This window comes from Lentzea albidocapillata subsp. violacea (assembly GCF_900100275.1).
GTDB classification, from domain to species: Bacteria; Actinomycetota; Actinomycetes; order Mycobacteriales; family Pseudonocardiaceae; genus Lentzea; species Lentzea violacea.
The window spans coordinates 125295-149110 of sequence record NZ_FNET01000007.1 but is presented as its reverse complement, the minus strand read 5'-3'; the positions used below and the strand labels follow the sequence as shown (position 1 = coordinate 149110).

Annotated in this window: 23 protein-coding genes and 1 pseudogene; 8 read left to right on the top strand and 16 right to left on the bottom strand. The window is 68.8% G+C overall.

Annotated features, from left to right (window positions below; genetic code table 11):
- Nucleotides 1-2: 2 nt before the first annotated feature.
- The 5 genes and pseudogenes from BLR21_RS17920 to BLR21_RS17900 all read right to left on the bottom strand — a co-directional run bounded on the left by BLR21_RS17920 (nt 3) and on the right by BLR21_RS17900 (nt 5439).
- Nucleotides 3-1553 (bottom strand): acyl-CoA carboxylase subunit beta, encoded by a 1551-nt coding sequence (locus tag BLR21_RS17920; protein WP_090006962.1) that lies wholly within the window; start codon nt 1551-1553, stop codon nt 3-5.
- Nucleotides 1553-2665, bottom strand: a complete 1113-nt coding sequence (locus BLR21_RS17915; RefSeq protein ID WP_256334753.1) for an acyl-CoA dehydrogenase family protein — start codon at nt 2663-2665, stop codon at nt 1553-1555. The genes BLR21_RS17920 and BLR21_RS17915 overlap by 1 nt, the downstream gene beginning before the upstream one ends.
- Nucleotides 2662-4133 (bottom strand): annotated as a pseudogene (locus tag BLR21_RS17910) (acyclic terpene utilization AtuA family protein). The gene BLR21_RS17915 and the pseudogene BLR21_RS17910 overlap by 4 nt, the downstream one beginning before the upstream one ends.
- Before the next feature lie 47 nt (nt 4134-4180).
- Nucleotides 4181-4915, bottom strand: a complete 735-nt coding sequence (locus BLR21_RS17905; RefSeq protein WP_090006960.1) for a TIGR03084 family metal-binding protein — start codon at nt 4913-4915, stop codon at nt 4181-4183.
- Entirely contained in the window at nt 4912-5439 is a 528-nt protein-coding gene (locus BLR21_RS17900; protein ID WP_090007131.1) for a TetR/AcrR family transcriptional regulator, read from the bottom strand. The genes BLR21_RS17905 and BLR21_RS17900 overlap by 4 nt, the downstream gene beginning before the upstream one ends.
- A 126-nt stretch (nt 5440-5565) precedes the next feature.
- Here BLR21_RS17900 and BLR21_RS17895 point away from each other — a divergent pair, with 126 nt between their 5' ends.
- Together BLR21_RS17895 and BLR21_RS17890 are read left to right on the top strand one after the other, a co-directional pair.
- On the top strand, nt 5566-6297 hold the full coding sequence (locus BLR21_RS17895) for a putative protein N(5)-glutamine methyltransferase (protein ID WP_090006959.1): 732 nt from the start codon (nt 5566-5568) through the stop codon (nt 6295-6297).
- A 19-nt stretch (nt 6298-6316) separates the two neighbouring features.
- Nucleotides 6317-6664 carry a hypothetical protein gene (locus tag BLR21_RS17890; RefSeq protein ID WP_051769478.1) on the top strand — a complete coding sequence of 116 codons (348 nt, stop codon included), beginning with the start codon at nt 6317-6319 and terminating at the stop codon, nt 6662-6664.
- 35 nt (nt 6665-6699) lie between these two features.
- Here BLR21_RS17890 and BLR21_RS17885 read toward each other — a convergent pair whose 3' ends face one another.
- Nucleotides 6700-8676, bottom strand: coding sequence for an intein-containing Rv2578c family radical SAM protein (locus tag BLR21_RS17885; protein WP_090006958.1), 1977 nt, complete (start codon nt 8674-8676; stop codon nt 6700-6702).
- Between the two features lie 93 nt (nt 8677-8769).
- Between BLR21_RS17885 and BLR21_RS17880 the strand changes: the two genes are divergently transcribed.
- Nucleotides 8770-10125 (top strand): YibE/F family protein, encoded by a 1356-nt coding sequence (locus BLR21_RS17880; protein WP_176929677.1) that lies wholly within the window; start codon nt 8770-8772, stop codon nt 10123-10125.
- Here the strand turns inward: BLR21_RS17880 and BLR21_RS17875 are convergent.
- Complete coding sequence (locus tag BLR21_RS17875) at nt 10046-10399, bottom strand: DUF1304 domain-containing protein (RefSeq protein ID WP_090006956.1); 354 nt, start codon at nt 10397-10399, stop codon at nt 10046-10048. The two genes, BLR21_RS17880 and BLR21_RS17875, sit on opposite strands and share 80 nt — an antisense overlap.
- Nucleotides 10400-10445: 46 nt before the next feature.
- Here BLR21_RS17875 and BLR21_RS17870 point away from each other — a divergent pair, with 46 nt between their 5' ends.
- Nucleotides 10446-11282 (top strand): spermidine synthase, encoded by an 837-nt coding sequence (locus tag BLR21_RS17870; RefSeq protein ID WP_090006955.1) that lies wholly within the window; start codon nt 10446-10448, stop codon nt 11280-11282.
- A gap of 6 nt (nt 11283-11288) precedes the next feature.
- Here BLR21_RS17870 and BLR21_RS17865 read toward each other — a convergent pair whose 3' ends face one another.
- Genes BLR21_RS17865 through BLR21_RS17855 form a run of 3 tightly spaced genes read right to left on the bottom strand, consistent with a single transcriptional unit; the run spans nt 11289 to nt 13878 of the window.
- Nucleotides 11289-11915, bottom strand: coding sequence for a hypothetical protein (locus BLR21_RS17865; protein WP_090006954.1), 627 nt, complete (start codon nt 11913-11915; stop codon nt 11289-11291).
- Nucleotides 11912-13159: a histidine--tRNA ligase gene (hisS, locus tag BLR21_RS17860; protein WP_420843895.1), complete on the bottom strand. Its 1248-nt coding sequence runs from the start codon at nt 13157-13159 to the stop codon at nt 11912-11914. Before hisS ends, BLR21_RS17865 begins: the two co-directional genes overlap by 4 nt.
- A 5-nt stretch (nt 13160-13164) precedes the next feature.
- On the bottom strand, nt 13165-13878 hold the full coding sequence (locus BLR21_RS17855) for an MBL fold metallo-hydrolase (protein ID WP_090007130.1): 714 nt from the start codon (nt 13876-13878) through the stop codon (nt 13165-13167).
- Between the two features lie 114 nt (nt 13879-13992).
- Between BLR21_RS17855 and BLR21_RS17850 the strand changes: the two genes are divergently transcribed.
- Entirely contained in the window at nt 13993-14850 is an 858-nt protein-coding gene (locus tag BLR21_RS17850) for a peptidylprolyl isomerase (RefSeq protein WP_090006952.1), read from the top strand.
- Nucleotides 14851-14922: 72 nt separating this feature from the next.
- On the opposite strand, the gene BLR21_RS17845 is transcribed toward BLR21_RS17850, so the two are convergent.
- The 3 genes from BLR21_RS17845 to BLR21_RS17840 form a co-directional block, all read right to left on the bottom strand.
- Complete coding sequence (locus BLR21_RS17845; RefSeq protein WP_030476342.1) at nt 14923-17208, bottom strand: RelA/SpoT family protein; 2286 nt, start codon at nt 17206-17208, stop codon at nt 14923-14925.
- A 122-nt stretch (nt 17209-17330) separates the two neighbouring features.
- Nucleotides 17331-17480, bottom strand: coding sequence for a hypothetical protein (locus BLR21_RS42540; protein WP_176929676.1), 150 nt, complete (start codon nt 17478-17480; stop codon nt 17331-17333).
- A gap of 66 nt (nt 17481-17546) precedes the next feature.
- Nucleotides 17547-18767 (bottom strand): HNH endonuclease signature motif containing protein, encoded by a 1221-nt coding sequence (locus tag BLR21_RS17840; protein WP_090006950.1) that lies wholly within the window; start codon nt 18765-18767, stop codon nt 17547-17549.
- A 272-nt stretch (nt 18768-19039) separates the two neighbouring features.
- On the opposite strand from BLR21_RS17840, the gene BLR21_RS17835 reads away from it, so the two are divergent.
- Genes BLR21_RS17835 through BLR21_RS17825 form a run of 3 tightly spaced genes read left to right on the top strand, consistent with a single transcriptional unit; the run spans nt 19040 to nt 20350 of the window.
- Nucleotides 19040-19315, top strand: coding sequence for a hypothetical protein (locus BLR21_RS17835; RefSeq protein ID WP_143027752.1), 276 nt, complete (start codon nt 19040-19042; stop codon nt 19313-19315).
- Nucleotides 19316-19373: 58 nt separating this feature from the next.
- The gene (locus BLR21_RS17830; protein WP_090006948.1) at nt 19374-19655 is read left to right on the top strand and encodes a hypothetical protein; all 282 of its coding nucleotides are present in this window, start codon (nt 19374-19376) and stop codon (nt 19653-19655) included.
- A gap of 11 nt (nt 19656-19666) precedes the next feature.
- The gene (locus tag BLR21_RS17825) at nt 19667-20350 is read left to right on the top strand and encodes a hypothetical protein (protein WP_090006947.1); all 684 of its coding nucleotides are present in this window, start codon (nt 19667-19669) and stop codon (nt 20348-20350) included.
- On the opposite strand, the gene BLR21_RS17820 is transcribed toward BLR21_RS17825, so the two are convergent.
- From BLR21_RS17820 to secD, 3 genes are read right to left on the bottom strand one after another with little or no spacing between them, the layout of a single operon-like run.
- A complete protein-coding gene (locus tag BLR21_RS17820; protein ID WP_090006946.1) occupies nt 20328-20819 on the bottom strand; it encodes an adenine phosphoribosyltransferase in 492 nt (163 codons plus the stop codon). The two genes, BLR21_RS17825 and BLR21_RS17820, sit on opposite strands and share 23 nt — an antisense overlap.
- Nucleotides 20820-20842: 23 nt before the next feature.
- Complete coding sequence (gene secF, locus BLR21_RS17815; protein ID WP_090006945.1) at nt 20843-21997, bottom strand: protein translocase subunit SecF; 1155 nt, start codon at nt 21995-21997, stop codon at nt 20843-20845.
- Nucleotide 21998: 1 nt separating this feature from the next.
- Nucleotides 21999-23768, bottom strand: coding sequence for a protein translocase subunit SecD (gene secD, locus BLR21_RS17810; protein ID WP_090006944.1), 1770 nt, complete (start codon nt 23766-23768; stop codon nt 21999-22001).
- Between the last annotated feature and the right edge of the window lie 48 nt (nt 23769-23816).

Here is a 23816-nt window from a genome sequence, read left to right as displayed (position 1 = left end):
GCTCACATCCGGAAGACGCCGAAGCCGTCGGCGCCCTTGATCGGTCCGCTGTGGACAGCGGAGAGGCAGAGGGCCAGCACGGTCCTGGTATCGCGAGGGTCGATCACGCCGTCGTCGTAGAGCTTCCCGGACAGGAACGGCGCGAGCGACTGCTCCTCGATCTGCGCCTCCACCATCTTGCGCATGGCGGCGTCGTGCTCCTCGTTGTACTCCTGCCCCTTGGCCAGCGCGGCCTGCCGTCCGACGATCGAGAGCACACCGGCGAGCTGCGCCGGGCCCATCACGGCCGACTTGGCGTTGGGCCAGGTGAACAGGAACCTCGGGTCGTACGCCCTGCCGCACATGCCGTAGTTGCCCGCGCCGTACGAGGCACCCATTGTGATCGTCAGGTGCGGGACCCTGCTGTTCGAGACCGCGTTGATCATCATCGACCCGTGCTTGACGATGCCGCCCTGCTCGTACTGGGCGCCGACCATGTAACCGGTGGTGTTCTGCAGGAACAGCAAGGGGGTGTCGCTCTGGTTCGCCAGCTGGATGAACTGCGTGGCCTTCTGCGACTCCTCGCTGAACAGCACGCCGCGCGCGTTGGCGAGGATGCCGACCGGGTAGCCGTGGACGCGGGCCCACCCGGTGACGAGGCTGTTGCCGTACAACGGCTTGAACTCGTCGAAGTGCGACCCGTCGACGAGCCGCGCGATGACGTCCCGCGGGTCGAACGGCACCCGCTGGTCCTCGGAGACGATGTCGAGGATGCTCTCGGCGTCGAACAGCGGCTCTTCCACCGGTGCCGGCTCAGGACCCTGCTTGCGCCAGTTCAGCCGGGCGACAACCCTGCGCGCCAGCCGGATCGCGTCGGTCTCGTCCTCCGCCACGAAGTCCGCGAGCCCGGACGTCGCGCCGTGCATGGTCGCGCCGCCCAGCGACTCGTCGTCGGAGTCCTCGCCGGTCGCCATCTTGACCAGCGGCGGACCACCCAGGAACACCTTGGAGCGGTCCTTGATCATGATCACGTAGTCGGACATGCCCGGCACGTACGCGCCGCCGGCCGTCGCGTTGCCGAACACCGCCGTGATCGTCGGAATGCCGGCCGCGCTCAACCGGGTCAGGTCGCGGAACGCCCGGCCGCCGGGAATGAAGATCTCGCTCTGCGTCGGCAGGTCCGCGCCGCCCGACTCGACGAGGCTGACCAGCGGCAGCCGGTTCTGCAACGCGATGTCGTTGGCCCGCAGCGACTTGCGCAGCGTGTACGGGTTCGACGAGCCACCGCGCACCGTCGGGTCGCTCGCGACGATCACGCACTCGACGCCCTCGATGCGCCCGATCCCGGTGACGACCGACGCGCCGACCGGGAAGTCGGTGCCCCACGCCGCGAGCGGGGACAGCTCCAGGAACGGGCTGTCCTCGTCGACGAGCAGCTCGACCCGTTCGCGGGCCAGCAGCTTGCCGCGCTTGTGGTGCCGCTCGACGTACTTCGGCCCACCTCCCGCGAGCGCCTTGGCGTGCTCGGCGTCCAGTCCCGCGATCTTCGCGAGCAGCGCCTCCCTGTTGCCCATCAGGCGAACCCCAATCGTCGTGCCGCGAGCTCGGTCATCACTTCACTCGCCCCGCCCCCGATGCCGAGGATGCGGGCGTCCCGGTAGTGACGCTCCACTTCGGACTCCCGCATGTACCCCATGCCGCCGTGCAACTGCACCGCCGCGTCGACCACCTCGGAGCAGGCGTCCACCGCGGCGTTCTTCGCGAAGCAGACCTCGGTGACGCAGTCCTCGCCGCGGCTGATCCTGGCCGCGACCTCACGCGTGTAGGTCCGCGCCAGGTCGATCTTCTGCGCCATCGCGGCCAGCTTGTGGCGCACCACCTGGTTCTTGATCAGGGGCTTGCCGAACGTCTCGCGGTTGCGGGTCCACTCGACGGTCAGGTCCAGCGCCCGTTGCGCCGTCGCGTACGCCTCGACCGCCATCGTCACGCGTTCCACCTGGAACTGCTGCATGATCAGCGCGAACCCCTGGTTCTCCTCGCCCACCAGGTTCGCCACCGGCACGCGCACGCCGTCGAAGTGCAGTTCGGCGGTGTCACTGCAGTGCCAGCCCATCTTGTCCAGCTTGCGCCGGGTGAACCCGTCCTCGATCACCAGCAGCGAGATGCCCTGGTAGCCCTCGCCACCGGTCCGCACCGCGGTCGTGACGAAGTCCGCCCGGCAGCCCGAGGTGATGAACGTCTTCTCGCCGGTGACGACGTAGTGGTCGCCGTCCCTGACCGCCCTGGTCCGGATCGCCGCGACGTCGGACCCCGCTCCGGGTTCGGTGACCGCGAGGCTGCCGATCTTCTCGCCCCGGATCGCGGGCTTGGCGAACCTCTCGATCAGGTCCTCGTTCCCGCTCTGCCAGATGTGCGGGATCGCGATGCCGAGCGTGAACAGCGCCGCCATCAGACCCGACGACCCGCCGTTCTGGATGATCTCCTCGGTCAGCGCGACCGAGTCGAGCAGGTCGCCGTGCTCGAACCCGATGCCGAGCAGGTCGAGTTCCGCCGCCTTCTTGTGCAGCTCACGCGGAACTTCGCAGTCGCGTTCCCACTGGCCGAGGTGCGGCACGATCTCCCTGCGGGTGAAGTCGCGGACGAGTTGCCGCAGTTCTTTCCGCTCGTACAGATCCTTCGTGATCACAGGAGCTCCTCCGGGATCTCTACTTCCCTGCTGCGCAGCCATTCGCCCAGGGCCTTGGCCTGCGGGTCGAACCGCGTGCTGCTCGCCACCCCGTCGCCGAGAAGGCCGTGCAGCACGAAGTTGAGCGCCCTGAGGTTCGGCAGTTCGTACCTGCTGACCTCGGTCGCCTCCGGCAGCAGCTCCTTGAGCTTCTCGGTGGTGAGAAAGCCGTTCAGCCACGCGAAGGCATCATCGCTGCGGACCCACACACCGAGGTTCGCGTCCCCGCCTTTGTCGCCGCTGCGCGCGCCGGCGATCGTTCCCAGTGGCCTCTTCACAGCAACACCGCCTTCGCACTGACCTCGTCACGATTCACGTAGGCCGCCTGGTAGATCCCGAACGGCGTCCCGTCGCCGGGCGGCGCCGTGACGTGGAACCCCGGATAGCTCGCCAGCGCCAGCTCGATGGCCGCCCGGCTGAAACCCTTGGCCCGCTTGGGGTCCGCCGTCTTGATGGTGACGTGCAGCAACGCGCTGGCCTGCTCCTCGGTGGCCGCGTCGCGCTGATCGGTTCGCGCCAGCGTCCACGTCAGACCTTCCTCACCGATGGCGTCGTGGAGCTGCCGCCGGACGAGGTCGGCCTTCTCCGCAACGTCGAGTCCGGTGAGGACGAACGTCGTGGAGTTCCTGAAGCCGCCCAGCGTGTTCAGGCACACCTTCAGCGTGTCCGGCGGCGGACTCCCCTTGGTGCCACTGATCCTGACCCCGCGCTCGTGCGCGTCGAGCCGGACCGTGTCGAAGTGCGTGGTGACGTCCGGCCCCAGGTACTCGGGCGCCCCGATCTCGTACAACAGCTGAGCCGTGACGGTGTCGACGGTGACCGCGCCGCCCGTGCCGTCGTGCTTGGTGATCAGGCACGACCCGTCCTCGTTGATCTCCGCGATCGGAAACCCCGGCCGAGTCACGTCGATCTCGGTGAAGAACGAGTAGTTGCCGCCGGTGGCCTGCGTTCCGCACTCCAGCACGTGCCCGGCGACCGTGGCTCCGGCCAGCCGGTCCCAGTCGTCGCGCGCCCACCCGAAGTGCGCCGCGGCGGGCCCGACCACGAGGCTCGCGTCGGTGACGCGACCGGTGACCACGACCTGCGCGCCCTGGTCCAGGCACTCCGCGATCTCCCACGCGCCGAGGTAGGCGTTGGCGGTCAACGCCTCGGGGAACCGCGTCTTGAGGTCGTCACCCGTGACGTACCCGACCTTGGCGCCGAGCTTGCGCGCCAGCCCCTCGGGGTTCAGGCCACCGGCGTTGACCACGATCCTGACGCCCTTGTCGAGCGCCAGCGCCAGGCAGTCCTCCATCTGCCGCAGGAACGTCTTCGCGTAGCCCAGCGACGAGTCCTTCATGCGGTCGCGCCCGAGGATGAGCATGGTCAGCTCGGCGAGGTAGTCGCCGGTCAGGACGTCGAGCTCGCCGCCTTCCAGCTGTTCGCGCATCGCGGACAGCCGGTCGCCGTAGAACCCGGACGCGTTGCCGATCCTGATCAACGGCCACCTCCGGGCGGTCCCGCGAACGCCTGCGCGATCGGCACCCACTTCTGCGCCACCGGGCCCGAGGCCTCGATCGCGAGCTCCTTGCGGTTGCGGCGCTGCGTCACCAGCCACGCGAAGTCCAGCGCCGGCCCGGAAACCCGGTTCTCGGCGTCCTCCGGCCCCCAGGTCCACGACTCGCCGCCAGGTCCGGTCAGCTCGACCCGCACCTCGGCCTCCGGCTGCGCCAGCCCGTTGAGCAGGAACGCGAACCCCATCGTCCGCACGCCGATGTGACACACGTGCCTGATCCGCGCGGTGGGCTCGCGCACCACCCCGAACGCGTCCGCGACGTCCTGGCCGTGCGCCCAGGTCTCCATGATCCGGGCGGTGGCCATCGACGCCGCACTCATCGGCGGCCCGAACCACAGGATCTTCCCGGACGCCTGGGCGAGGTGCTCCAGCAACGACTTCCGGCTGTCCCGCCACAACTCCAGCAGGTTCGGCAACGCCGCCGCCTCGGCCGCGGTCCGGTCCACCACGTCGGCGGTCAGCGGCTGCGCCTGGAACGCCTCGGGGTCGGTGATGGCGAGGATCGACGCCTTGTCCGTCCACATGAGATGACCGATCTGGTGCGCCACGGTCCAGCCCTCGGCGGGCGTGGGCACCGACCAGTCGTCCGCCGCCGCGACGATCTCGTCCAGCGAGCGCGACTCGGCGTCGAGGTCGGCCAGCAGTTCCGTGATCACAGCTGTTCCTCCAGCATCCGCGCCCAGTAGCGCACGACGTGCGCCCGGCGCTTGGCGTCGTCGGCGAGCTGGTTGGCGAGCGCCAGCCCGCGCACAAGATCCAGGGTTGCCTGCACCGCGTCCCTCACCCCCGGCTTCGAGTCGTCCACGTCGAGCAGTTCCAGCGCCAGCCCGTACACCTCGCGGCCCAGCCGTGCCTGCAGTTCCAGCACCTGCTCGCGCAGTTCCGGGTCGGTGCGCGCGGCCACCCACAGTTCGAGTGCCGCGGTGAACAGGTCGCTGGCGTGGAAGTCCGCGATCAGCTCCACCACGGCGTGCGTGCTCTTCTCGGCGACATCAGCGCGCCGCTTGAGCACCTCGACGCTCTCCGCGCCCACGTGCTCCACGGCCGCCGCGACCAGTTCACCGCGCGTGCGGAAGTGGTGCAGCTGCGCACCGCGCGACACCCCTGCCCGCTCGGCCACCTCGGTCGTCGTCGTGCCTGACCAGCCGCGTTCCACCAGACACTCGACGGTCGCCTCCATCAGCTTCCGCTTCGTCTCGCGCGTGCGGTCGGCCTGGCGCTGCCTCGTCTCCACGCCCCGAGTGTTCCGGCGAACAAACAAACAGTCAAGCCTGCTTGTAAATCACGCTGCTAGCGTCCGCGAGCGATGAGCATCGTGGAACGACTGCGGGCCGCCGGCTGCGTTTTCGCCGAAGAAGAGGCCGCACTGCTGCAAGAAGCCGCTCGCGACGCCGAGCACCTCGAAGACCTGGTCAGGCAACGGGCCGACGGCCTGCCGCTGGAGCACGCCGTGGGCTGGGCGCTGTTCTGCGGGCAGCGGATCGTGGTCACCAGGGGCGTCTTCGTCCCCCGCCACCGCACCGAGCTGCTGGTAGACCTCGCCACCGAACTGAAGCCCGCCACCGTCGTGGACATGTGCTGCGGCTCCGGCGCGGTGGGCGCGGTCCTGCAACACCGGCTGCCGTCCGCGGCGGTCTACGCCGCCGACATCGACCCGGCAGCGGTCGCCTGCGCACGGGAAAACCTCACCAACGTGTTCGAAGGCGACCTGTTCGACGCCCTCCCCACGCACCTGCGCGGACATATCGATGTGGTGGTGGCCAACGTCCCGTACGTGCCGACCGACGACATCCGGTTCATGCCGCCAGAAGCCCGGGACCACGAGGCCCGCGTCGCACTCGACGGCGGCGAGGACGGCCTTGAGGTCATGCGCCGCGTAGCAGCCCAGGCAGCCACCTGGCTACGCCCCGGCGGGCACCTGCTGTCGGAGACCAGTGAACGCCAGGCACCGGCCGCGCTCACCGCTTTCACCGCCGCCGGCCTCGACGCCAAGCTGGTGACCAGCGAAGACACCACGGCAGTGGTCGGCAGGCGCTAAGTTCCGTACAATGTACGGTATGTCGTACGACGAGGTCATGCAGTGGTTTGCGAAGTGGGACGAGCTCGCGGTCAAGGGCGACGTCGAGGCGATGGCCGACATGGCACTTTTCCCGGTCAACACGGTCACCGACGGTTCAGCCACGTCGTGGGACCGCGAGACGTTCCTGAAGGAGATGGGGGCCCAACTGGGCGGTGAGGTGCAGATGGAGTCCACCAGGACGCCGCACTTCATCAACGACAACCTGGTCTTCGTGATCACGGACGGCACGATCAACGGGATCACGGTGCGCTACGGCGACCTGCTCACGAAGGTCGGCGGCGAGTGGAAGTTCCAGACGATGGCCCAGGGCGGGTGGGCCGAGTGAAGGACACCCTGGGGAAGAGGGCGTCCCACTGAGGATCACAGCAGTGTGAGTTGTTCCTGATCGACGCGCGGCGCCGGCACACCCACCGGCAGGCTGCCGTCTGGCCACACACCTTCGTCGTCACCGGGCACACCAGTGACGGCGTCGGTGGAACGGCCGCGTGGTGCGAGCCCGTGCTTCTCGATCAACGGGACCACGCGCGCCGCGAGCCGGGCACGATACCGCTTGTCCACATAGGACCGGTTGCCGTACAGGTACCGGTAGGTTTCGACCAGGTCCGGGTGCTCGCGCCGGAGCCAGGCCGCGAACCACTCCTTCGCCCCCGGACGCAGGTGCAGCGGCAGCACGGTCACGCCCGTCGCACCGGCGGCCGCGATCTGCTCCAGCAGGAAGTCCAGCTGCTCGGTGGAATCCGTCAGCTCCGGTAGCACCGGGGCCACGAACACCCCGCACGGCAGGCCCGCCTCACGCACCTTGCGCACCAGGTCGAGCCGGGCGGCGGGCGTCGGCGTGCCGGGCTCCAGCGACTTGTGCAGGTCCCGGTCCATCAACGCGAGCGACACCGCGATCCCGACCGGCACGACCTCGGCGGCCGCCGTCAGCAACGGCAGATCCCGTGCCAGCAGCGTGCCCTTCGTGAGTATCGAGAAGGGCGTGCGGGAAGCGGTCAGCGCCTCGATGATCCCTGGCATCAAGGCGTACCGCCCCTCCGCCCGCTGGTACGGATCGGTGTTCGTGCCCAGCGCCACGTGCTCCTGCTTCCAGCGGGCGGACCGCAGCTGGCGCGACAGCACCTCCCCCGCGTTGACCTTGACGATCAGCTGGTTGTCGAAGTCCTTGCCGGTGTCGAGGTCCAAATAGGAGTGTGTCTTGCGGGCGAAGCAGTTGTGGGACACGATCCCGTTCGCGATGAAGTCCGCGGTGCCGGTCGAGATGTCGTAAAGAGTCATCTCCCCCAGCGGTTCCACGGACACGACACCCAGCGGCTGCCGCGACTTGATCGCCACGCCGTCGATGTCGCGCTTGCGGGTGATCGACGGGTCGACGGTGTGGAAGAAGCGCAGGTTCTCCCGCAGCCCGCCGCGCAGCCGCACGACCCGCACGCCACGCCGGCGGCGCAGCTCCTCGATCGCGAAGTCGAAGTCGAAGTGCTTGAGCGCCAGGCAGATCGCCTCCAGCACGGTGGCGTTGCGCGTCGACATCCGCAGGATGCTGCGCGAGCAGGTCCCGAGGTAGTCGAACGCGCCGGCCAGGAATCCCTTGAGCCAGTCAGGGTTCGGGGCTATCTGCCAGTGCGCTAGTTCGCGCACCTGGTGCAGAAATCCCCTCCCTTCTCGCACACCGAAGTAGTCGAGATACTCCTGTGTGCGCTCCATGGCCTCGATGTCGGCCAGGGGGATGTGGAACTCGGTCTCGTCGTCCACCATGCCGCGCAGGTAGCCGCGGCGGTAGTCGTCGGTCACGGAGGGCTGCTCGACGAACGCCCCCGTGCCCATCAGCTTGTTGCCGGTCGTGAGGTGCGGACGCCGGCCGACGCCCGCGGTTTCGCCCGTCACGTGCTTCCAGCCGCGGTCGGTGAGGAACCGGTGATCGCCGGACGCGACGACGGTCGTGCCGTCCTCCAGCGTCAGCCGGTACCCGGTCTTGCGCGTCTCCCAGTGGGCGAGAACGGTCGTGAGCTTGTAGCGCCGGTAGTTGCCGACGAGCTCGGTCCCGTAGATCTCGTCGCCTTCGCGCAGCTCCGACAACGGCTTCGTGCGGCCGTTGCCCATGAGGATCGGCGTGTCACCGGCCAGGCAGTAGGTGCAGGCGTGTGAACAGCCGCGATACGGGTTCACCGTCCACGAGAACGGCAACGACGAACCCGGTACCCCGTTGAGCACGGATTTGGCGCGGACCTCGTGGAACACCACGTCCGCGAACTCAGGAGTTCGTACGCTGCGCACCAGTCCCGGTAGCCCCGGTAGCGCCTGCTGCGGCTCTGCCTCGAGTTTCTGTCCGTCCCATCGCACACCGTCGATTCGAACACATGTTCGAACAGCGGTCAAGGAGCACACGGGTCACCCACTGGGCTGTAACCGCCGTCGAACACCTCATGGGGCAGGATGTCGCGCGTGGGTCACGGTCACGGGCATAGCCACGCGCTGAACGAGGAACCGGCATCACAGCGCGTGCGCACGTTGCTGATGTGGCTGCTGGTGCCGTTCGCGCTGGCCACCATCATCGGCGCGGCGCTGCTGTACCCGTTCGGGCACGAGCAGAAGACCGGCGCGGAGATCGGCCTGCACCAGACGCCGGTCGAGGCCGTCGTCACCGGCCTGGCCCAGAACTGCGGTGAGAAGTGCGTCGCGGTGACGGTGCAGATGAGCGACGGCGCCGCGAGCGGGCAGAGCATCACGATCCCGACCGTGAAGGGCCCCGGAGCGCCGAGCTTCCAGATCGGCGACGAGGTGGTGCTGTCCTACGCTGGCAGCCAGCCGCAGGCCGCCGAGTCGTACCAGATCGTCGACTTCCAGCGCGGCTGGTCGCTCGCCGTGCTGGCGCTGCTGTTCGCGGCCGCCGTGCTGCTGCTCGGCCGATGGCAGGGGCTCGCCGCCTTGGGCGCGTTGCTGCTGAGCTTCGTGGTGCTGGTGCTGTTCGTGATGCCGTCGATCCTCGCGGGCGAGAACCCGTTGATGGTCGCGGTGGTCGGCGCCGGACTGATCATGTTCATGGTGCTGTACCTGACGCACGGCATATCGGCGCGCACGTCGACAGCGGTGCTCGGAACGCTGGTCAGCCTCGCGCTGATCGGTGTGCTGGGCGCGTTGTTCTCGGCCTTGTCGAAGCTGACCGGCCTGGACGAGGACACGACGAACCTCGTCACGCTGCTCGGCACCGACATCGACACCCGCGGACTGCTGCTCGCGGGCACGCTGATCGGCGCGCTGGGCGTGCTGGACGACGTGACGGTCACGCAGACGAGCGCGGTGTGGGAGCTCCGCCGCGCCAACGAGGAGCTGACGTGGCGCGAGCTCTTCGCGGCGGGCTCGCGGATCGGGCGCGACCACATGTCGTCCGTCGTGAACACGCTCGTGATGGCCTACGCGGGCGCGGCGCTGCCGTTGCTGCTGGCGATCTCGCTGGCCGGGCGGTCGATGGGCGAGATCCTGACGTCGCAGCAGATCGCGCAGGAGATCGTCCGCACGCTCGTGGGCAGCATCGGCCTGGTGGCGGCGATCCCGGTGACCACCGCCCTGGCCGCCCTGGTCGCGGCACGCCAGGAACCGAAGACCGTGAAGCCTGCCGCGAAGCCCGTGGAACCCGAGAAGCCACGGCCCGCGCGCATCGAGGGCGACCTCTTCACCGGCTACGACCCCGACAAGGGGCCGTGGGAACGTCCTAGTGAGCCAAGAGCACGAAGAGCAGCGTCAGCGCGCCCGGCACCACCTGCACGAAGAAAATCTTCCGGCTCGCCGTGAACGTGCCGTAGACGCCGGCGACGATCACGAACACCGTGAACAGCACGGACGCGCCGAAGTCCTGGCGGATCAGCGCGTAGATCAGGCCGGCGGCGAGGAACCCGTTGTAGAGACCCTGGTTCGCCGCGAGTGCCTTCGACGCTTGCGCGAACTCGGGCGTGAGGCCGAACGCCTTCTGGCCGCGCGGCGTCGTCCAGAGGAACATCTCCAGCACCACGATGTAGAGGTGGATCAACGCCACGAGGGCGAGCAGAACGCCTGCGATGACCTGCACTTGGGTTCCTCCTCAGAGCTGACACACGCGATGGGACAATAGAGCAGTGGGAAGACAGCGGCCCGACACAGAGGCGATCACCGAGTCGATCGACTCCGGCGTCGCCGAACTGGTCCCCGATCTCGGTGGACGGAACTCCTGGACGTTGCGGGTCAACGGAACCCCACAGTCGCATGTGGACCTCGACGACCCGACCTACCTGGAGTTCGAGTACGTCCGCCGGCTGGGTCACATCGTTGATCTCACCGCGCCTTCGCGCGTGCTCCACCTGGGCGGTGGCGCGCTCACGCTAGCGCGCTACGTGGCCGACCTACTCCCTCGGGCGTCTCAGCAGGTGGCCGAGATCGACGCGGGGCTGATCGCGTTCGTCCGCCGCGAACTTCCGCCGCCCCCACGGGTGAAGATCACCACAGGCGACGCCCGCGCCGTGCTCGTCAAGGCCCGCCCCGGCTCGTTCGACCTGATCATCACCGACTGCTTCGCCGGAGCCCGCACGCCCGCGCATCTGACGTCGGTCGAGTTCGTGCAGCAGGCGTCGGCCGCGCTGGCCGGGGACGGCATCTACGCGGCGAACATCGGCGACGGCAACGGCCTGCAGTTCGCCCGCGCCCAGTGCGCGACCGTGCGCTCGGTGTTCGAACACGTCTGCGTGATGGCCGAGCCGGGCGTGTTCCGCGGCAGGCGCTTCGGCAACTTCGTGATCATGGCCTCGCACAACGGCCTGCCGATGCAGCAGCTGACCCGTGCGACGGCCGGGGACCCGTTCCCCGGCCGGGTCGAGCACGGGACGGGGCTGACGAAGTTCATCGGTGGCGCGCCGGTCACCACCGACGCGACCGCGATCCTCTCCCCCGCCCCGCCCTCGGGGCTGTGGGGCACCTGAGCCGCTTCAGTCCAGCGACGTGACGAACTTCGAGACCGCGTCCGGATGGAGCTTCTGCGCCATCCGCCCGGCCGGGGCCAGTGAGCCGAGCCGGTACAGCGGCCGTTCGGGCGCCGCCATCCCGCGCGCCTCGGCCCGCAGCTGAGCGACGAGCAGCTCCGAGAACACCAGTCCGGGCGTGTCCCCGCGCGACGCCAGCGCGTCCGCGAGCCGGCGGAGCTGGTAGACGCCCAGCTCGCGGCCGCCCACTCCCGAGTACATCGACAGGGCGATGTTGATCGCCTTCTTGCCGCCGCGCACGAACAGGCCGACGGTCCGGGCGCCGCGCAGGTCGGTGACCAGCAGGTCCAGGCCGTCCGCCACCGCCAGGTCGACCTTGCGCGTGCCGAACGCCCGCACGTACACGGTCGTGCCCTCCAGCCACACCGTGCGGCGCGCCTCGGACATCGCCAGCAGGATCACCGGCACCGACACGATCGCCCCGGCGATGACACCGGGCCAGCGGCCGCCGATCAGGCCCACGATCGCGCCGAAGGCGAGGGCGACCATGATGCCGCCGATCGCCACCATGCGCGCACGCTTGCGGACCGTCGCCTTGTCGAGCAGGTCGAGAACGAGCTTGTCGTCGCTCACAGCGCCTTCCGCACCTCTTCGACCACGTCCGCCAGCGGCACCGTGACCTGCTCGCCGGTCGCAAGGGTCTTGACCCCGATGTTGCCGGCTTCCAGGTCGCGCTCACCGAGCACCAGCGCCAGCTTCGCGCCCGACCTGTCGGCGGCCTTGAAGCCCGCCTTCATCGAGCGGCCGCCGTAGACCAGGTCGGTCCGGACGCCCGCGGCACGCAGCTCACCGGCGATCGCGACCAGACGGGCCCGCGCGGCCTCGCCCAGCGGCACGCCGATCACGTCGACCCGGCTGAACTCCGGCAGCACGCCCTCGGCCTGCGCCGCGAGCAGCGCGCGGTCGACGCCGAGACCGAACCCGACACCGGACAGCTCCTGACCGCCGAGCTGCGCCATCAGGCCGTCGTAACGACCGCCGCCGCCGATGCCCGACTGGGCACCGAGGCCGTCGTGGACGAACTCGAACGTCGTCTTCGTGTAGTAGTCGAGCCCGCGAACCATGCGCGGATTCTCGACGAACTTCACGCCCAGCTCGGTCAAGTACCCCTTGACGAGCTCGTAGTGCTCACGGCATGCGTCGCACAGGTGGTCCACCATCAGCGGCGCCTCGGCGACGAGCGCGCGCACCTCGGGGCGCTTGTCGTCCAGCACGCGCAGCGGGTTCAGCTCCGCGCGCTGCTGCGTCGCCTCGTCCAGCGGCAGCTTCGCGAGGAACGCCTGCAGCAGCTCCCGGTACGCCGGGCGGCAGTTCGCGTCGCCCAGCGACGTGAGCTCCAGGCGGTAGCCAGTGAGGCCGATCGCGCGGAACCCCGCGTCGCCGACGGCGATGACCTCGGCGTCCAGGGCCGGGTCGTCGATGCCGATCGCCTCGATGCCGACCTGGTGGAACTGCCGGTACCGGCCGGCCTGCGGAGCCTCGGCGCGGAAGAACTGGCCCGCGTAGTAGAGCTTCGCCGGCAACGAACCGCGGTCGAGGCTGTGCTCGATCACGGCCCGCATGACGCCCGCGGTGCCCTCGGGGCGCAGCGTGATGGAGCGGTCACCTCGGTCGAGGAAGGTGTACATCTCCTTCGTCACGACGTCGGTCGACTCGCCGACACCGCGCGAGAACAACGCCGTGTCCTCGAAGACCGGCAGCTCGATGTAGCCGTAGCCCGCGAGCTCGGCGGCACGGGTCAGCGTCGACCGGACGTGCGCGAACGCGGCGGACGTCGGCGGGATGTAGTCGGGAACGCCTTTGGGTGCGGAAAACACGTCTCTCAAAGTCCTCGGTGCGGGGCGGCCGGCGCGTCGTTCGTCCGAACAGCATCCTGCAGCTGGAGCAGGTAGGGGTTCGTCGCACGTTCGCGGCCTATGGTCGTCGTCGGGCCGTGGCCGGGCAGCACCACTGTGTCATCGGGCAAGGTCATGACCTTGTTCTGCAGAGACGACAACATCCGGGAGTGGTCACCACCGGGCAGGTCGGTGCGTCCGATGGAACCGGCGAAGAGCGTGTCACCCGAGATAACCAGGCGACCGCCTTCCTGCACACCGGACCGGAACATCACCGACCCGCCGGTATGGCCCGGCGTGTGGTCGACGGTGATCTGCAGCCCGGCGAGATCGAGCGCGGCGCCGTCGGCCAGCTCGCGGACCTCGGAGGGCTCCCGCATCTCCAGGTTGCCCCCGAAGAATGCGGCGGACTCGCGGCTGATGCCCTTCAACGGGTCGGCGAGCATCGCTACGTCATCCGGGTGGATGTACGCGGGGATGTCGTTGCCGTCGCAGACCGGGGTGACGGAGAACGTGTGGTCGAAGTGCCCGTGCGTGAGCAGCACGGCGACCGGCGCGAGACGGTGCTGGCGCAGGGCCTGTTCGATCGGCTCAACCGCGTCCTGACCGGGGTCGATGATCACGCAGGGCTCGCCCTCACCGGCCGCCAGGACGAAGCAGTTCGCCTGGAGCGCACCAGTCGGGAACCCGATCACGAGCACGAAAATGACCTCCCTGTTCAACGACAGCCTAACCACCACACAAAGCTCATATGCCCAGGCCCTAGACTGCCGAGCCGACCGCCCTATTCGCATGAGTCCCTGGGGAGGGAGCACGTGCCCACCAACGAGCAGCGACGCGCGGCAGCCAAGCGCAAGCTTGAGCGTCAGATGGTCTACCGCCATGAGCGGGCCAAGAAGCGTCGCATCATCGCCGTCGTCTCGACGGTCGTCGTTGTTGCGCTCGTCGGAGGTGGCGTGTGGTTCCTCGCGACTAACGACGTCTTCGGCAATGGTGACGCCGCCGCGTCGGAGACTCCCGCCCAGGAGTCGGTGGACAAGGCGGAGAACATCCCCACCGCGATGCACCCGATCCCGAAGCGCCCCGCCGCGCTTCCGGCGACGGTGAACTGTGAATACACGAAGGGCCAGGAGCCGGCGGCCAAGGAGAACACTCCTCCCGCGAACGGCGAGCAGCCCACCACCGGCACGGTCGGCGTCACGCTCGGCACCTCGATCGGTGACCTGAAGCTGAACCTGGACCGCTCGCTCGCCCCGTGCACCGTCCACAACTTCGTGGAACTGGCGAAGCAGAAGTACTTCGACAACACGACCTGCCACCGCCTCACGGTGACCGGCATCCAGGTCCTGCAGTGCGGCGACCCCGGCGGCAACGGCATGGGCGGCCCCGGCTACTCGTTCAAGGACGAGGTCTACCCGGAGCTCACCTACGGCCGCGGCGTGCTCGCGATGGCGAACTCGGGCCCGGACACCAACGGCTCGCAGTTCTTCATCGTCTACGGCGACGCCTCGAACCTGCAGGCGAAGTACAACATCTTCGGCACGGTCGACGAGGAGTCGCTGAAGAAGGTCGACGAGGTCGCGAAGACCGGCACGATCTCCCAGCAGCCCGGCCAGGGCGACGGCAAGCCGAAGACCCCGGTCGACATCAAGTCGGCACTGGTCGCGAACTAGTCGCCACCCGCACCACGTGAGAGGGCCCCCGCAGCGTTCGCCGCGGGGGCCCCTTCGTACGACTTGCCCCAGTTACGAAGCCGACGTCACCCGGTACACGTCGTAGACGCCCTCAATGCCGCGCACGGCCTTCAGAACGTGGCCGAGGTGCTTCGGGTCGCCCATCTCGAACGAGAACCGGCTGACGGCCACCCTGTCGCGCGACGTCGTCACCGACGCCGACAGGATGTTCACGCGCTCGTCGGCCAGCACCTTCGTGACGTCCGAGAGCAGCCGGTGCCGGTCGAGGGCCTCCACCTGGATGGCGACCAGGAAGACGCTGGAGGACGACGGCGCCCACTCGACGTCGAGGAGCCGTTCCGGCGACTTCAGCAGCTCCTCCGCGTTCGTGCAGTCGGTGCGGTGCACCGAGACGCCACCGCCACGCGTGACGAAACCGAGGATGTCGTCGCCCGGCACCGGAGTGCAGCAGCGGGCGAGCTTCACCCACACGTCGCCCGCGTCCTTGACGATCACGCCCGCGTCGCCGGTGGGGCGGCGCCGGGTGACCGTGGACGGGGTGGCGCGGTCGGCCAGTTCCTCCTCGGCGTGGTCGACACCGCCGAGCTGCGCGACGAGCCGTTGCACGACGTGGCGGGCCGAGGTGTGCCCCTCGCCGACCGCCGCGTACAGCGCGCTCATGTCCGGGTAGTGCAGTTCCTTCGCGAGGGCCTGCATCGAGTCGACGCTGACCAGGCGCTGGATCGGCAGCCCGACGCGCCGGACCTCCTTGGTGATCGAGTCCTTGCCCTGCTCGATCGCCTCTTCCTTGCGCTCCTTGGCGAACCACTGCTTGATCTTCGCCTTGGCGCGCGGGGACGCCACGAAGCTCAGCCAGTCGCGGGACGGGCCCGCACCCTCCGCCTTGGAGGTGAAGATCTCGACGACCTCACCGTTCTCGAGCTTGCGCTCCAGAGCGACGAGACGACCGTTCACCCTGGCGCCGATGCAACGGTGACCGACCTCGGTGTGCACCGAGTAGGCGAAGTCGACAGGCGTGGAGCCCGTCGGCAACGTCTCGACGTCACCCTTGGGGGTGAAAACGAAGATCTCGCGCGCGGCAAGATCCCAGCGCAGCCCCTCCAGGAACTCACCGGGGTCCGCGGCTTCCCGCTGCCAGTCGAGGAGCTGACGCATCCACGCCATCTCGTCGATCTCGACGGACTTGCCGTTGTGCGTGCCCTTGGTTTCCTTGTAGCGCCAGTGCGCCGCGATGCCGTACTCGGCCCGCTGGTGCATCTCCGAGGTGCGGATCTGCACCTCGAGAGGCTTGCCGTCGGGACCGATGACGGTCGTGTGCAGCGACTGGTACACGCCGAACCGCGGCTGCGCGATGTAGTCCTTGAACCGCCCGGGCATGGGCTGCCAGGCGGCGTGCACGACGCCCATCGCGGCGTAGCAGTCACGCACCTCGTCCACGAGGATCCGGACGCCCACAAGGTCGTGGATGTCGTCGAAGTCCCGGCCGCGGACGATCATCTTCTGGTTGATCGAGTAGTAGTGCTTCGGCCTGCCCTCGACCTTCGCGACGATCCGCGCGCTCTCCAGCTGGGTGTTGAGCTCGGAGACGACGGACCTCAGGTACGTGTCGCGACTCGGCGCGCGCTTCGCGACCAGGCGCACGATCTCGTCGTACTTCTTGGGCTGCAGGATCGCGAACGCGAGGTCTTCCAGCTCCCACTTGACCGTCGCCATGCCCAGCCGGTGGGCGAGCGGCGCGAGCACTTCGAGCGTCTCACGGGCCTTGCGGGCCTGCTTCTCCGGCGGCAGGAACCGCATGGTGCGCATGTTGTGCAGCCGGTCGGCGAGCTTGATGACCAGAACCCGCGGGTCCTTCGCCATCGCGATGACCATCTTGCGAATGGTCTCGGCCTCGGCCGCTGCCCCCAGCTTGACCTTGTCGAGCTTCGTGACCCCGTCGACCAGCCGGGCGACTTCTTCACCGAAGTCTTCCTTGAGCTGGTTGAGCGAGTAGTCGGTGTCTTCCACGGTGTCGTGCAGCAGCGCTGCCACCAGCGTCGTGGTGTCCATGCCCAGCTCGGCGAGGATGGTCGCCACGGCGAGCGGATGCGTGATGTACGGGTCGCCGGACTTGCGGCGCTGCGGGCGGTGCTTCTCCTCGGCAACGTCGTACGCGTGCTGCAGAAGCGCCAGATCGGCCTTGGGATGGAGGTCACGGTGCACGGCGGCGAGAGGTTCGAGGACCTGCTTCACCGGGGCCGCACGTTGGGCGGTGATACGCCGCGCAAGGCGGGCGCGCACACGCCGGGTCGCCGACGGTTGAACAACCGTCGCAGCGGGTTCGGTGTCTTGACTCAACCCCACGCTCCTCGGGTCTCGCGAGTACCGAGGATAACGCGTTTACGATGCGGAAACTTCCGGTGGCGCGCTGAGCGGCACAGCTCACACGGTGAACGCCGCGCAAACTACCGCTGGGCCGATCAGGCGACGCTCACCACGAACGCCCGCCAGGCGGAGACGGAGAACGCCAGGACGAAGGCGTGCCCGGTGAGGCCGGTGAACTTCTCGCGGAGGCGGCGCAGTTCGTCGCCCAGGTCGCGGCTGTACGCGGTGGAGGTGATCGCAGTCATTCGTCCGACGGTAGGCATTGCCCCTCCCCCATGAACCAGCTCGTTCGAATCGAAACGGGGGCGCCGCTAGGCGACGTGGCGGCCGGTGTGGAGCCTCGTGTTGGTTCTCGGGGTGCGGGCGGGGTCGAGCCAGGCCGGCGGGATGAAGGTCGGGGTCCCATCGTGGAGCTTTACCTCCCAGTCGCTTTGGTGGATCAAGGTGTGGTGGTGGCGGCACAGCAGGGCGGCGTTGTCCACCGAGGTCTCGCCGCCCGCCGACCAGAATCTGAGGTGGTGGGCGTCGCAGTGCTTCGGCGGGCGGTCGCAGCCCGGGAAGGTGCAGCCCTGGTCTCTGGCCACCAGCAGGCGGCGGATGGACGCGGGGAAGGTTCTTGCCTTGCGGCCTATGTCCATCGGCTCGGAGCGGCCTCCCAGGACCACCGGGATCACGCCCGCGTTGCAGGCGAGGCGGCGGACCAGGGTGGCGGGGACGCGAACGTGGTTGTCGAGCACCGCCACGCCCGTCTGAGCGGCCAGGTCGGCGTACGACATCGTCAGCGTGAGGGTGACCGGCTCGCCGCCGTGCTCGGGGAGGCGGTCGGCTCGCAGCATCAGGTCGATCAGGTCAGCGAAGGCATCGCCCTCGCGTTCGGCCCGGGAGCGGACGTCCGGGCCTTCCTCGGGGGTGGTCGGGCGGGGTTTCGCCAGCGGGTCGATCATCGCTTCGAACTTCGCGCCGGCGATCTTGTCGAGCCTCGCCGAGACCTCCAGCTGGTCGCCCTTCCACTCCATGCGGAGGCGGTTGGCCGGACGCACCGGCTCGATGACATCACCCGGCTCCTCGTCCTGCTGGTAGAGCCGGTACGCCAGCTCCTTGCCGAACGCGCGCACGGCGCTGGGTTCATGAGCCTGGGCGAACTCCACCACGGGCTGCTCCGCTTCGGGCGGCAGCGCCTTCATCACCTCGGCCACCGCCGAGATGTGGTCGCCCGAGAGCGCCCCCTCCGCCATCGCGGCGGCGGCGATCGGCAGCTCCGGCTCCAGGAGCGAGCCGGTCGGCGTGAGCTCACGCGCCAGCAACCCGGCGCGGGCGACCCACTGACGCGCGGTCTTCAAGTCCCACCGCACCGCATGACGCAGCACGTGCGCGACATTCCGATAACCCAGCTCGGACGCCGCACCGCGCCGCTCCAGCTCGGCGATCTTGTGCATCATCACATTCTCGAGAACGCGAATTTCCACCACGTCTCCGACGACTGCGGCAAGCAGTTCGTCGGTAGACAGGAGGCGGAAGTCCGGTTCGCTCATGCGTTCGACAGTACCGCAGGATCACCTGATAAATGCACGTCAGCGGTCACACGTTCGGGTGATGGAACTGGACAGGGAGCCATAGGGGTCGTTAGTGCGCATCTCTCTAGATGCACAGCAACCACGCACGCAACAAAACGCGAATAAAGAACAACAACCGCGCCCGGCAACCACCCACACAAAGGGCAACAGAAATTCGTTCCGGCACACGCTCGACCAAGGAGGCACGTACCGGATCGGCGCGGCCGAGGACGCCTGACAGACTCGGCCAGGTGAGGACTCTGATCTGGTGCGCCGCCATGACGTTCGGGTGGCTCGGCACGATGGCGTACCTCGCCCTCGACGACCCCGGCTACATCGACCCGCGGTCGATCATCGGCTCGTCGGTCGGCTGGGTGGTCGCGACCACCCTGAGCTGGCTGGTCCTGCGCCGGGCGAAGGCCCCGAAGCTGTGGGAGATCGCGGTCGTGACGGCCCCGGCGTCGCTGGTCACGCTGGTCTTCGTCAGCGTCGGTGCGGCCTTCGTGGCGCCCCCGCCGATCGTCTGACGCGACGCGCCTGGTGGGGGCTGCCTGTTCGTGCCGCGCAGGCTGGCAGGCTGAACCCATGCACTCACACCGGCCGATCTGGCACTGCCTGGCGTTCGCGGGCATCTGGTACGCCGCGATCGTCCTGCTCAACCTCGTCACCAACGGCGGCGACGAGGGTGCCCGCGCGGCCATGCTCGGGGTGGTGCCGTGGCTCGGTGCTGCCGCCGCCCTGATGCGGGTCGGGCACGGTGACATGAAGGCCTGGCGGCTGATCCTGCTGGGGCTGCCGATCTTCTATTTCCTGTGGGCCATCACCGTCGTGGTCGCCTACCGGTTCGTCATGCCGGTCACGGGCTGACGGGAGGGGCTGTGCGCGCCACCGAGCTGCTGCGCGAGCTGGCGGAGAAGACCACTCACGCGCCTGAGCCGCCCGGTGCGGGCAGGTACCACTACGTGCACACGGTCAGCTCGTTCCTCCACACCAAGCGCTTCCTGAGCCGCACAGGGGAAGACCGGCTCACGGCCGCCGTCGAGCCGTCCGAGCGCAGGCAGTGGATCGCCGCCGACGGGTCAGGACGTCTCCTGGTGACGCGTGGCGAAGAGGTGCTCGTGCCGCCCAGCGGCGACTACGCGCCCGGCCGGCTCCCGTCGCTCCGCATCACCGGCGAGGAATCGCTCGCCACCACGCTCGGCAGGCTCGGCTCGCCGACGACCAGCGGGGTCATGAAGGCGTTCGAACAGGTCTGGAACCTGCAGGTGGTGCCGCCGGCGCTGCAACGTCTCCTGCTGCTGCACCTGGCGAAGTGTGCGGACCTCTCCATGGAGACCACGGACTTCACGGGCAGGCAGTGCATCGCGGTGACGCACGTCGACAACGCGCGTCATCGGCGGAAGCTGCTGGCATTCGTCCAGGAGACCGGTGCGCTGATCGGGGCGGAGGAACTCGCGCTGGAAGGCGCGAAAGTGCCGATCCCGGTACCGGCCGTGGTCAGCACCACGACGTGGCTGCACTCCGGCTACCGGGAGATGACTACACCGCCAGCAGGGCGCTGACCTCGCGACCGGCGAGCCGGGAACGGCCGCCCAGGGCGGCGATCTCCAGCACCACCGACACACCCGTCACGATGCCGCCGGCCCGTTCGACGAGTGTGCACGCGGCTTCGGCGGTGCCGCCGGTGGCGAGCACGTCGTCCACCACGACCACGCGCTGGCCCGGCTGGATGGCGTCCGCGGGAAGCTCCAGCGAGGCCTCGCCGTACTCGAGCGCGTAGGACACCGAGTCGGCTACGACCGGGAGCTTGCCCGGCTTGCGCAGCGGCACGACGCCGTAGCGCCAGCCGTAACCCAGGGCAGCACCCAGGAGGAAGCCGCGTGACTCGATGGCGGCGATCACCTGGGTGCTGTCGTCGATCTTGTCCTGGAGGGCGTCGACCACGGCGCGCAGGGCGTCGGGGTCGGCGAGAACCGGCGTGAAGTCCCGGAAGACGACCCCCGGCTGGGGGAAGTCCGGGACTTCACGCATCAGTCCCAGAGCACGATCCAGTTTCAACGCTGGCGCTTTCCGGTCGGACGGCGGCGGGCGTCGCCTGCCTTGGCGGTGCGGTGGGGCACCGACGCGGCGGCGGCGTACGCCTCCTCCTTGCGCAGGTCGGCGGCGAGCGCGTCGTCGTCCACCGACTCGATGCCCTCGGCGACCTGCGGGCCCGCGGCCTTGGCGCGGCGGGTGGCCACGCGCTTGGCCTGCGCGATGTACTTCGGGTCGCGCATCTTCAGGTCCACCAGCACCGGGGTGGCGAGGAAGATCGAGGACAGGGCGCCGATGAACATACCGACGAGCTGCACGAGCGCCAGGTCCTGCAGGGTGCCGACGCCCAGGACGCCGACGCCGACGACCAGCAGGCCGATGACCGGGAGCAACGCGATCAGCGAGGTGTTGATCGAGCGCATCAGGGTCTGGTTCAGCGCCAGGTTCGCCGCCTCGGCGTACGTGCGGCGGGTCAGGCCCAGCAGGCCTCGGGTGTTCTCCTTGACCTTGTCGAACACGACGACCGTGTCGTACAGGGAGAAACCGAGGATGGTGAGCAGACCGATCACCGTCGCCGGCGTCACCTCGAAGCCGATGAGCGAGTACACGCCCGCGGTGATGATGACGTCGTGGAACACGGCGACGAGCGCGCCGACGGCCATCTGCCACTCGAAGTAGAGCACCAGGAAGATCGTCACCGCGATGAAGAACCAGAACAGGGCCCAGAGGGCCTTGCTGCTGATCTCACCGCCCCAGGACGCGGACACGGCGCTGTCGGAGATCGCTCCCGCACCGCCCTGCGGCTGGGTGTCCTGCGCCAGCCCGGCCTTGAGGGTCGCGACCTCGGGGATGCTCAGCGCGGGCGACTTGAGCTGGATCGACGCGCTGGCACCGGAACCGACGGACTGCACGGCGTTCGGCTTCTTGCCGGGCAGGGCCTTGGCGTAGGCGTCCTCGACGGCGGACGTCGAAATCGCCTGGCCGCTGGCCGACACCGACGGCATCGAGATCTTGGTGCCGCCCTCGAAGTCGATGCCGAAGTTGAAGCCGTTGAACACCATCGAGCCGATGCAGATCAGCAGGATGATGCCGGAGGCGATGTACCAGCGGATGCGCTTGCCGACGATGTCGAATGCGCCGTTGCCCACGTAGAGGCGCGAGAACACGCTGCTCACGTCAGGCCTCCTTCACGGCGGTCTTGCCGGTCGTGGTCGCGCGGTGCGCGGCACCCTCGCGGGCGGCACCCCCCAGACCCGACAGGCTCGAGTTGGTCAGGAACTTGGACTTCGACGCGATCGCGACCAGCGGGTGCGTCACGAGGAACACGACGACGAGGTCGAGGACGGTCGACATGCCCAGGGTGAACGCGAAGCCCTTCACCTGGCCGACCGCGATGACGTACAGCACGGCGGCGGCGATGAAGCTGACCGCGTCGGCGGAAAGGATCGTGCGGCGGGAACGAACCCAAGCACGTGGCACGGCCGAACGGAATGTGCGGCCCTCGCGCACCTCGTCCTTCAATCGTTCGAAGAAGACGATGAACGAGTCGGCGGTGATACCGATGGCGACGATGAAGCCCGCGATGCCGGCGAGGTCGAGCGTGAACCCGATGACGCGGCCGAGCAGGACCAGCACGGCGTAGATGACGACCGCGGACAGGGCCAGCGACAGGATCGTCAGGACGCCGAGCAGGCGGTAGTAGAACATGCAGTAGACGAAGACCAGCGCGAGGCCGATGCCGCCCGCGATGAGCCCCGCCTTGAGCGACTGCAGGCCGAGCGTCGGGGAGACCGTCTGCGCCTCGGACGCGTCGAAGGACAGCGGCAGCGCGCCGTACTTCAGCGTGTTCGCGAGGTTCTGGGCTTCCTTCAGCGTGAACTTGCCGCTGATCTCGGTGGAACCACCCGAGATGGCCGACTGGATGGTCGGCGCGGACATGACCTCGCCGTCGAGCACGACCGCGACGGCCTGCTGGACGTTGGCCGCGGTGAACGCGCCCCACTTCGTGCCGCCCTCGGACTTGAAGTCGAGGTTGACGACGTAGCCGGTGCCGTTCGGGTTGTTGTTCGCGGCGGCGTTGCTGATGTCCTCACCGGTCAGGCGGGAGTAGTTCGCGTAGTCGTCGGCCTTGGTCTGGGTGTCCTCCTTGGGAGGGTTGACCGGGGCCAGCGTGTACTTGAACTCGCCCTTCTCGTCACAGGTGACGAGAGGCTTGTCCAGGTCGTCGTTGCCGCGCAGCGGGTCGGGCTTGGTGCAGTCGAGCAGGAGCGCGGCCTGTTGCAGGACCTGCGGGTCCGTGCTCTGGCGGAGTGCCTTCGCCTCCTGGATCTCCTTCGCGACCCTCGGGTCGACGTTGGCGGGGGCGGACGGCGTGCTCGGCGGCGCGGTGCTGCTCGGCGGCGGGGTGCTGGAGGGCTGCGCGGCCAGGTTCGGCGCGGGACGGCCCTGCGGGGCACCACTCGACGGCGGCGGGCTGCCGGCGCTCTCGCTCGGCGGCGTCGACGGAGGCGTGCTCGCGTCACCGGACGGCGGCGTGCTCGTCTGGGTCTGCGGCACGGCGCCCGCCGGCACCGGCTGGCCGATGACCTTGCGGAACGCGAGGCGAGCGGTCTGGCCGAGGCCCTTCGCGCCTTCGCTGTCCGCGCCCGGGACCGTGATCACCAGGTTGTTGCCGTCGCGCACGACCTCGGCACCGGAGACGCCGAGACCGTTCACGCGGACCTCGATGAGGTCACGTGCGCGGTTGAGCGCTTCCTCGCTCGGCTGCGCGCCGTCTTCCTGCCGAGCCGTCAGGGTGACGAGCGTGCCGCCCTGGAGGTCGATTCCGAGCTTGGGTTTGGCCGAACCGTTCCCGGTCAAGAACACCAGGGCGTAGAGCGCGACCACGATGAGGACAAAACTCGCCAGATACTTCGCAGGGCGAATTTGCCCGGCCGGAGGTGCCACGATCCGTCCGTCTCCTAGTAGCTATGGTTTCCGAGCGCGCAGCGTAAC

What these genes read in the sequence shown, in the direction of transcription:
- BLR21_RS17900 (WP_090007131.1), bottom strand. Translation starts at nt 5,439, where the DNA reads ATGGAGGCGACCGTCGAGTGTCTGGTGGAACGCGGCTGGTCAGGCACG.
- BLR21_RS17920 (WP_090006962.1), bottom strand. Translation starts at nt 1,553, where the DNA reads ATGGGCAACAGGGAGGCGCTGCTCGCGAAGATCGCGGGACTGGACGCC.
- BLR21_RS17895 (WP_090006959.1), top strand. Translation starts at nt 5,566, where the DNA reads ATGAGCATCGTGGAACGACTGCGGGCCGCCGGCTGCGTTTTCGCCGAA.
- BLR21_RS17840 (WP_090006950.1), bottom strand. Translation starts at nt 18,767, where the DNA reads ATGAGCGAACCGGACTTCCGCCTCCTGTCTACCGACGAACTGCTTGCC.
- BLR21_RS17830 (WP_090006948.1), top strand. Translation starts at nt 19,374, where the DNA reads ATGCACTCACACCGGCCGATCTGGCACTGCCTGGCGTTCGCGGGCATC.
- BLR21_RS17880 (WP_176929677.1), top strand. Translation starts at nt 8,770, where the DNA reads ATGTCGCGCGTGGGTCACGGTCACGGGCATAGCCACGCGCTGAACGAG.
- BLR21_RS17890 (WP_051769478.1), top strand. Translation starts at nt 6,317, where the DNA reads ATGTCGTACGACGAGGTCATGCAGTGGTTTGCGAAGTGGGACGAGCTC.
- BLR21_RS42540 (WP_176929676.1), bottom strand. Translation starts at nt 17,480, where the DNA reads ATGACTGCGATCACCTCCACCGCGTACAGCCGCGACCTGGGCGACGAA.
- BLR21_RS17820 (WP_090006946.1), bottom strand. Translation starts at nt 20,819, where the DNA reads ATGCGTGAAGTCCCGGACTTCCCCCAGCCGGGGGTCGTCTTCCGGGAC.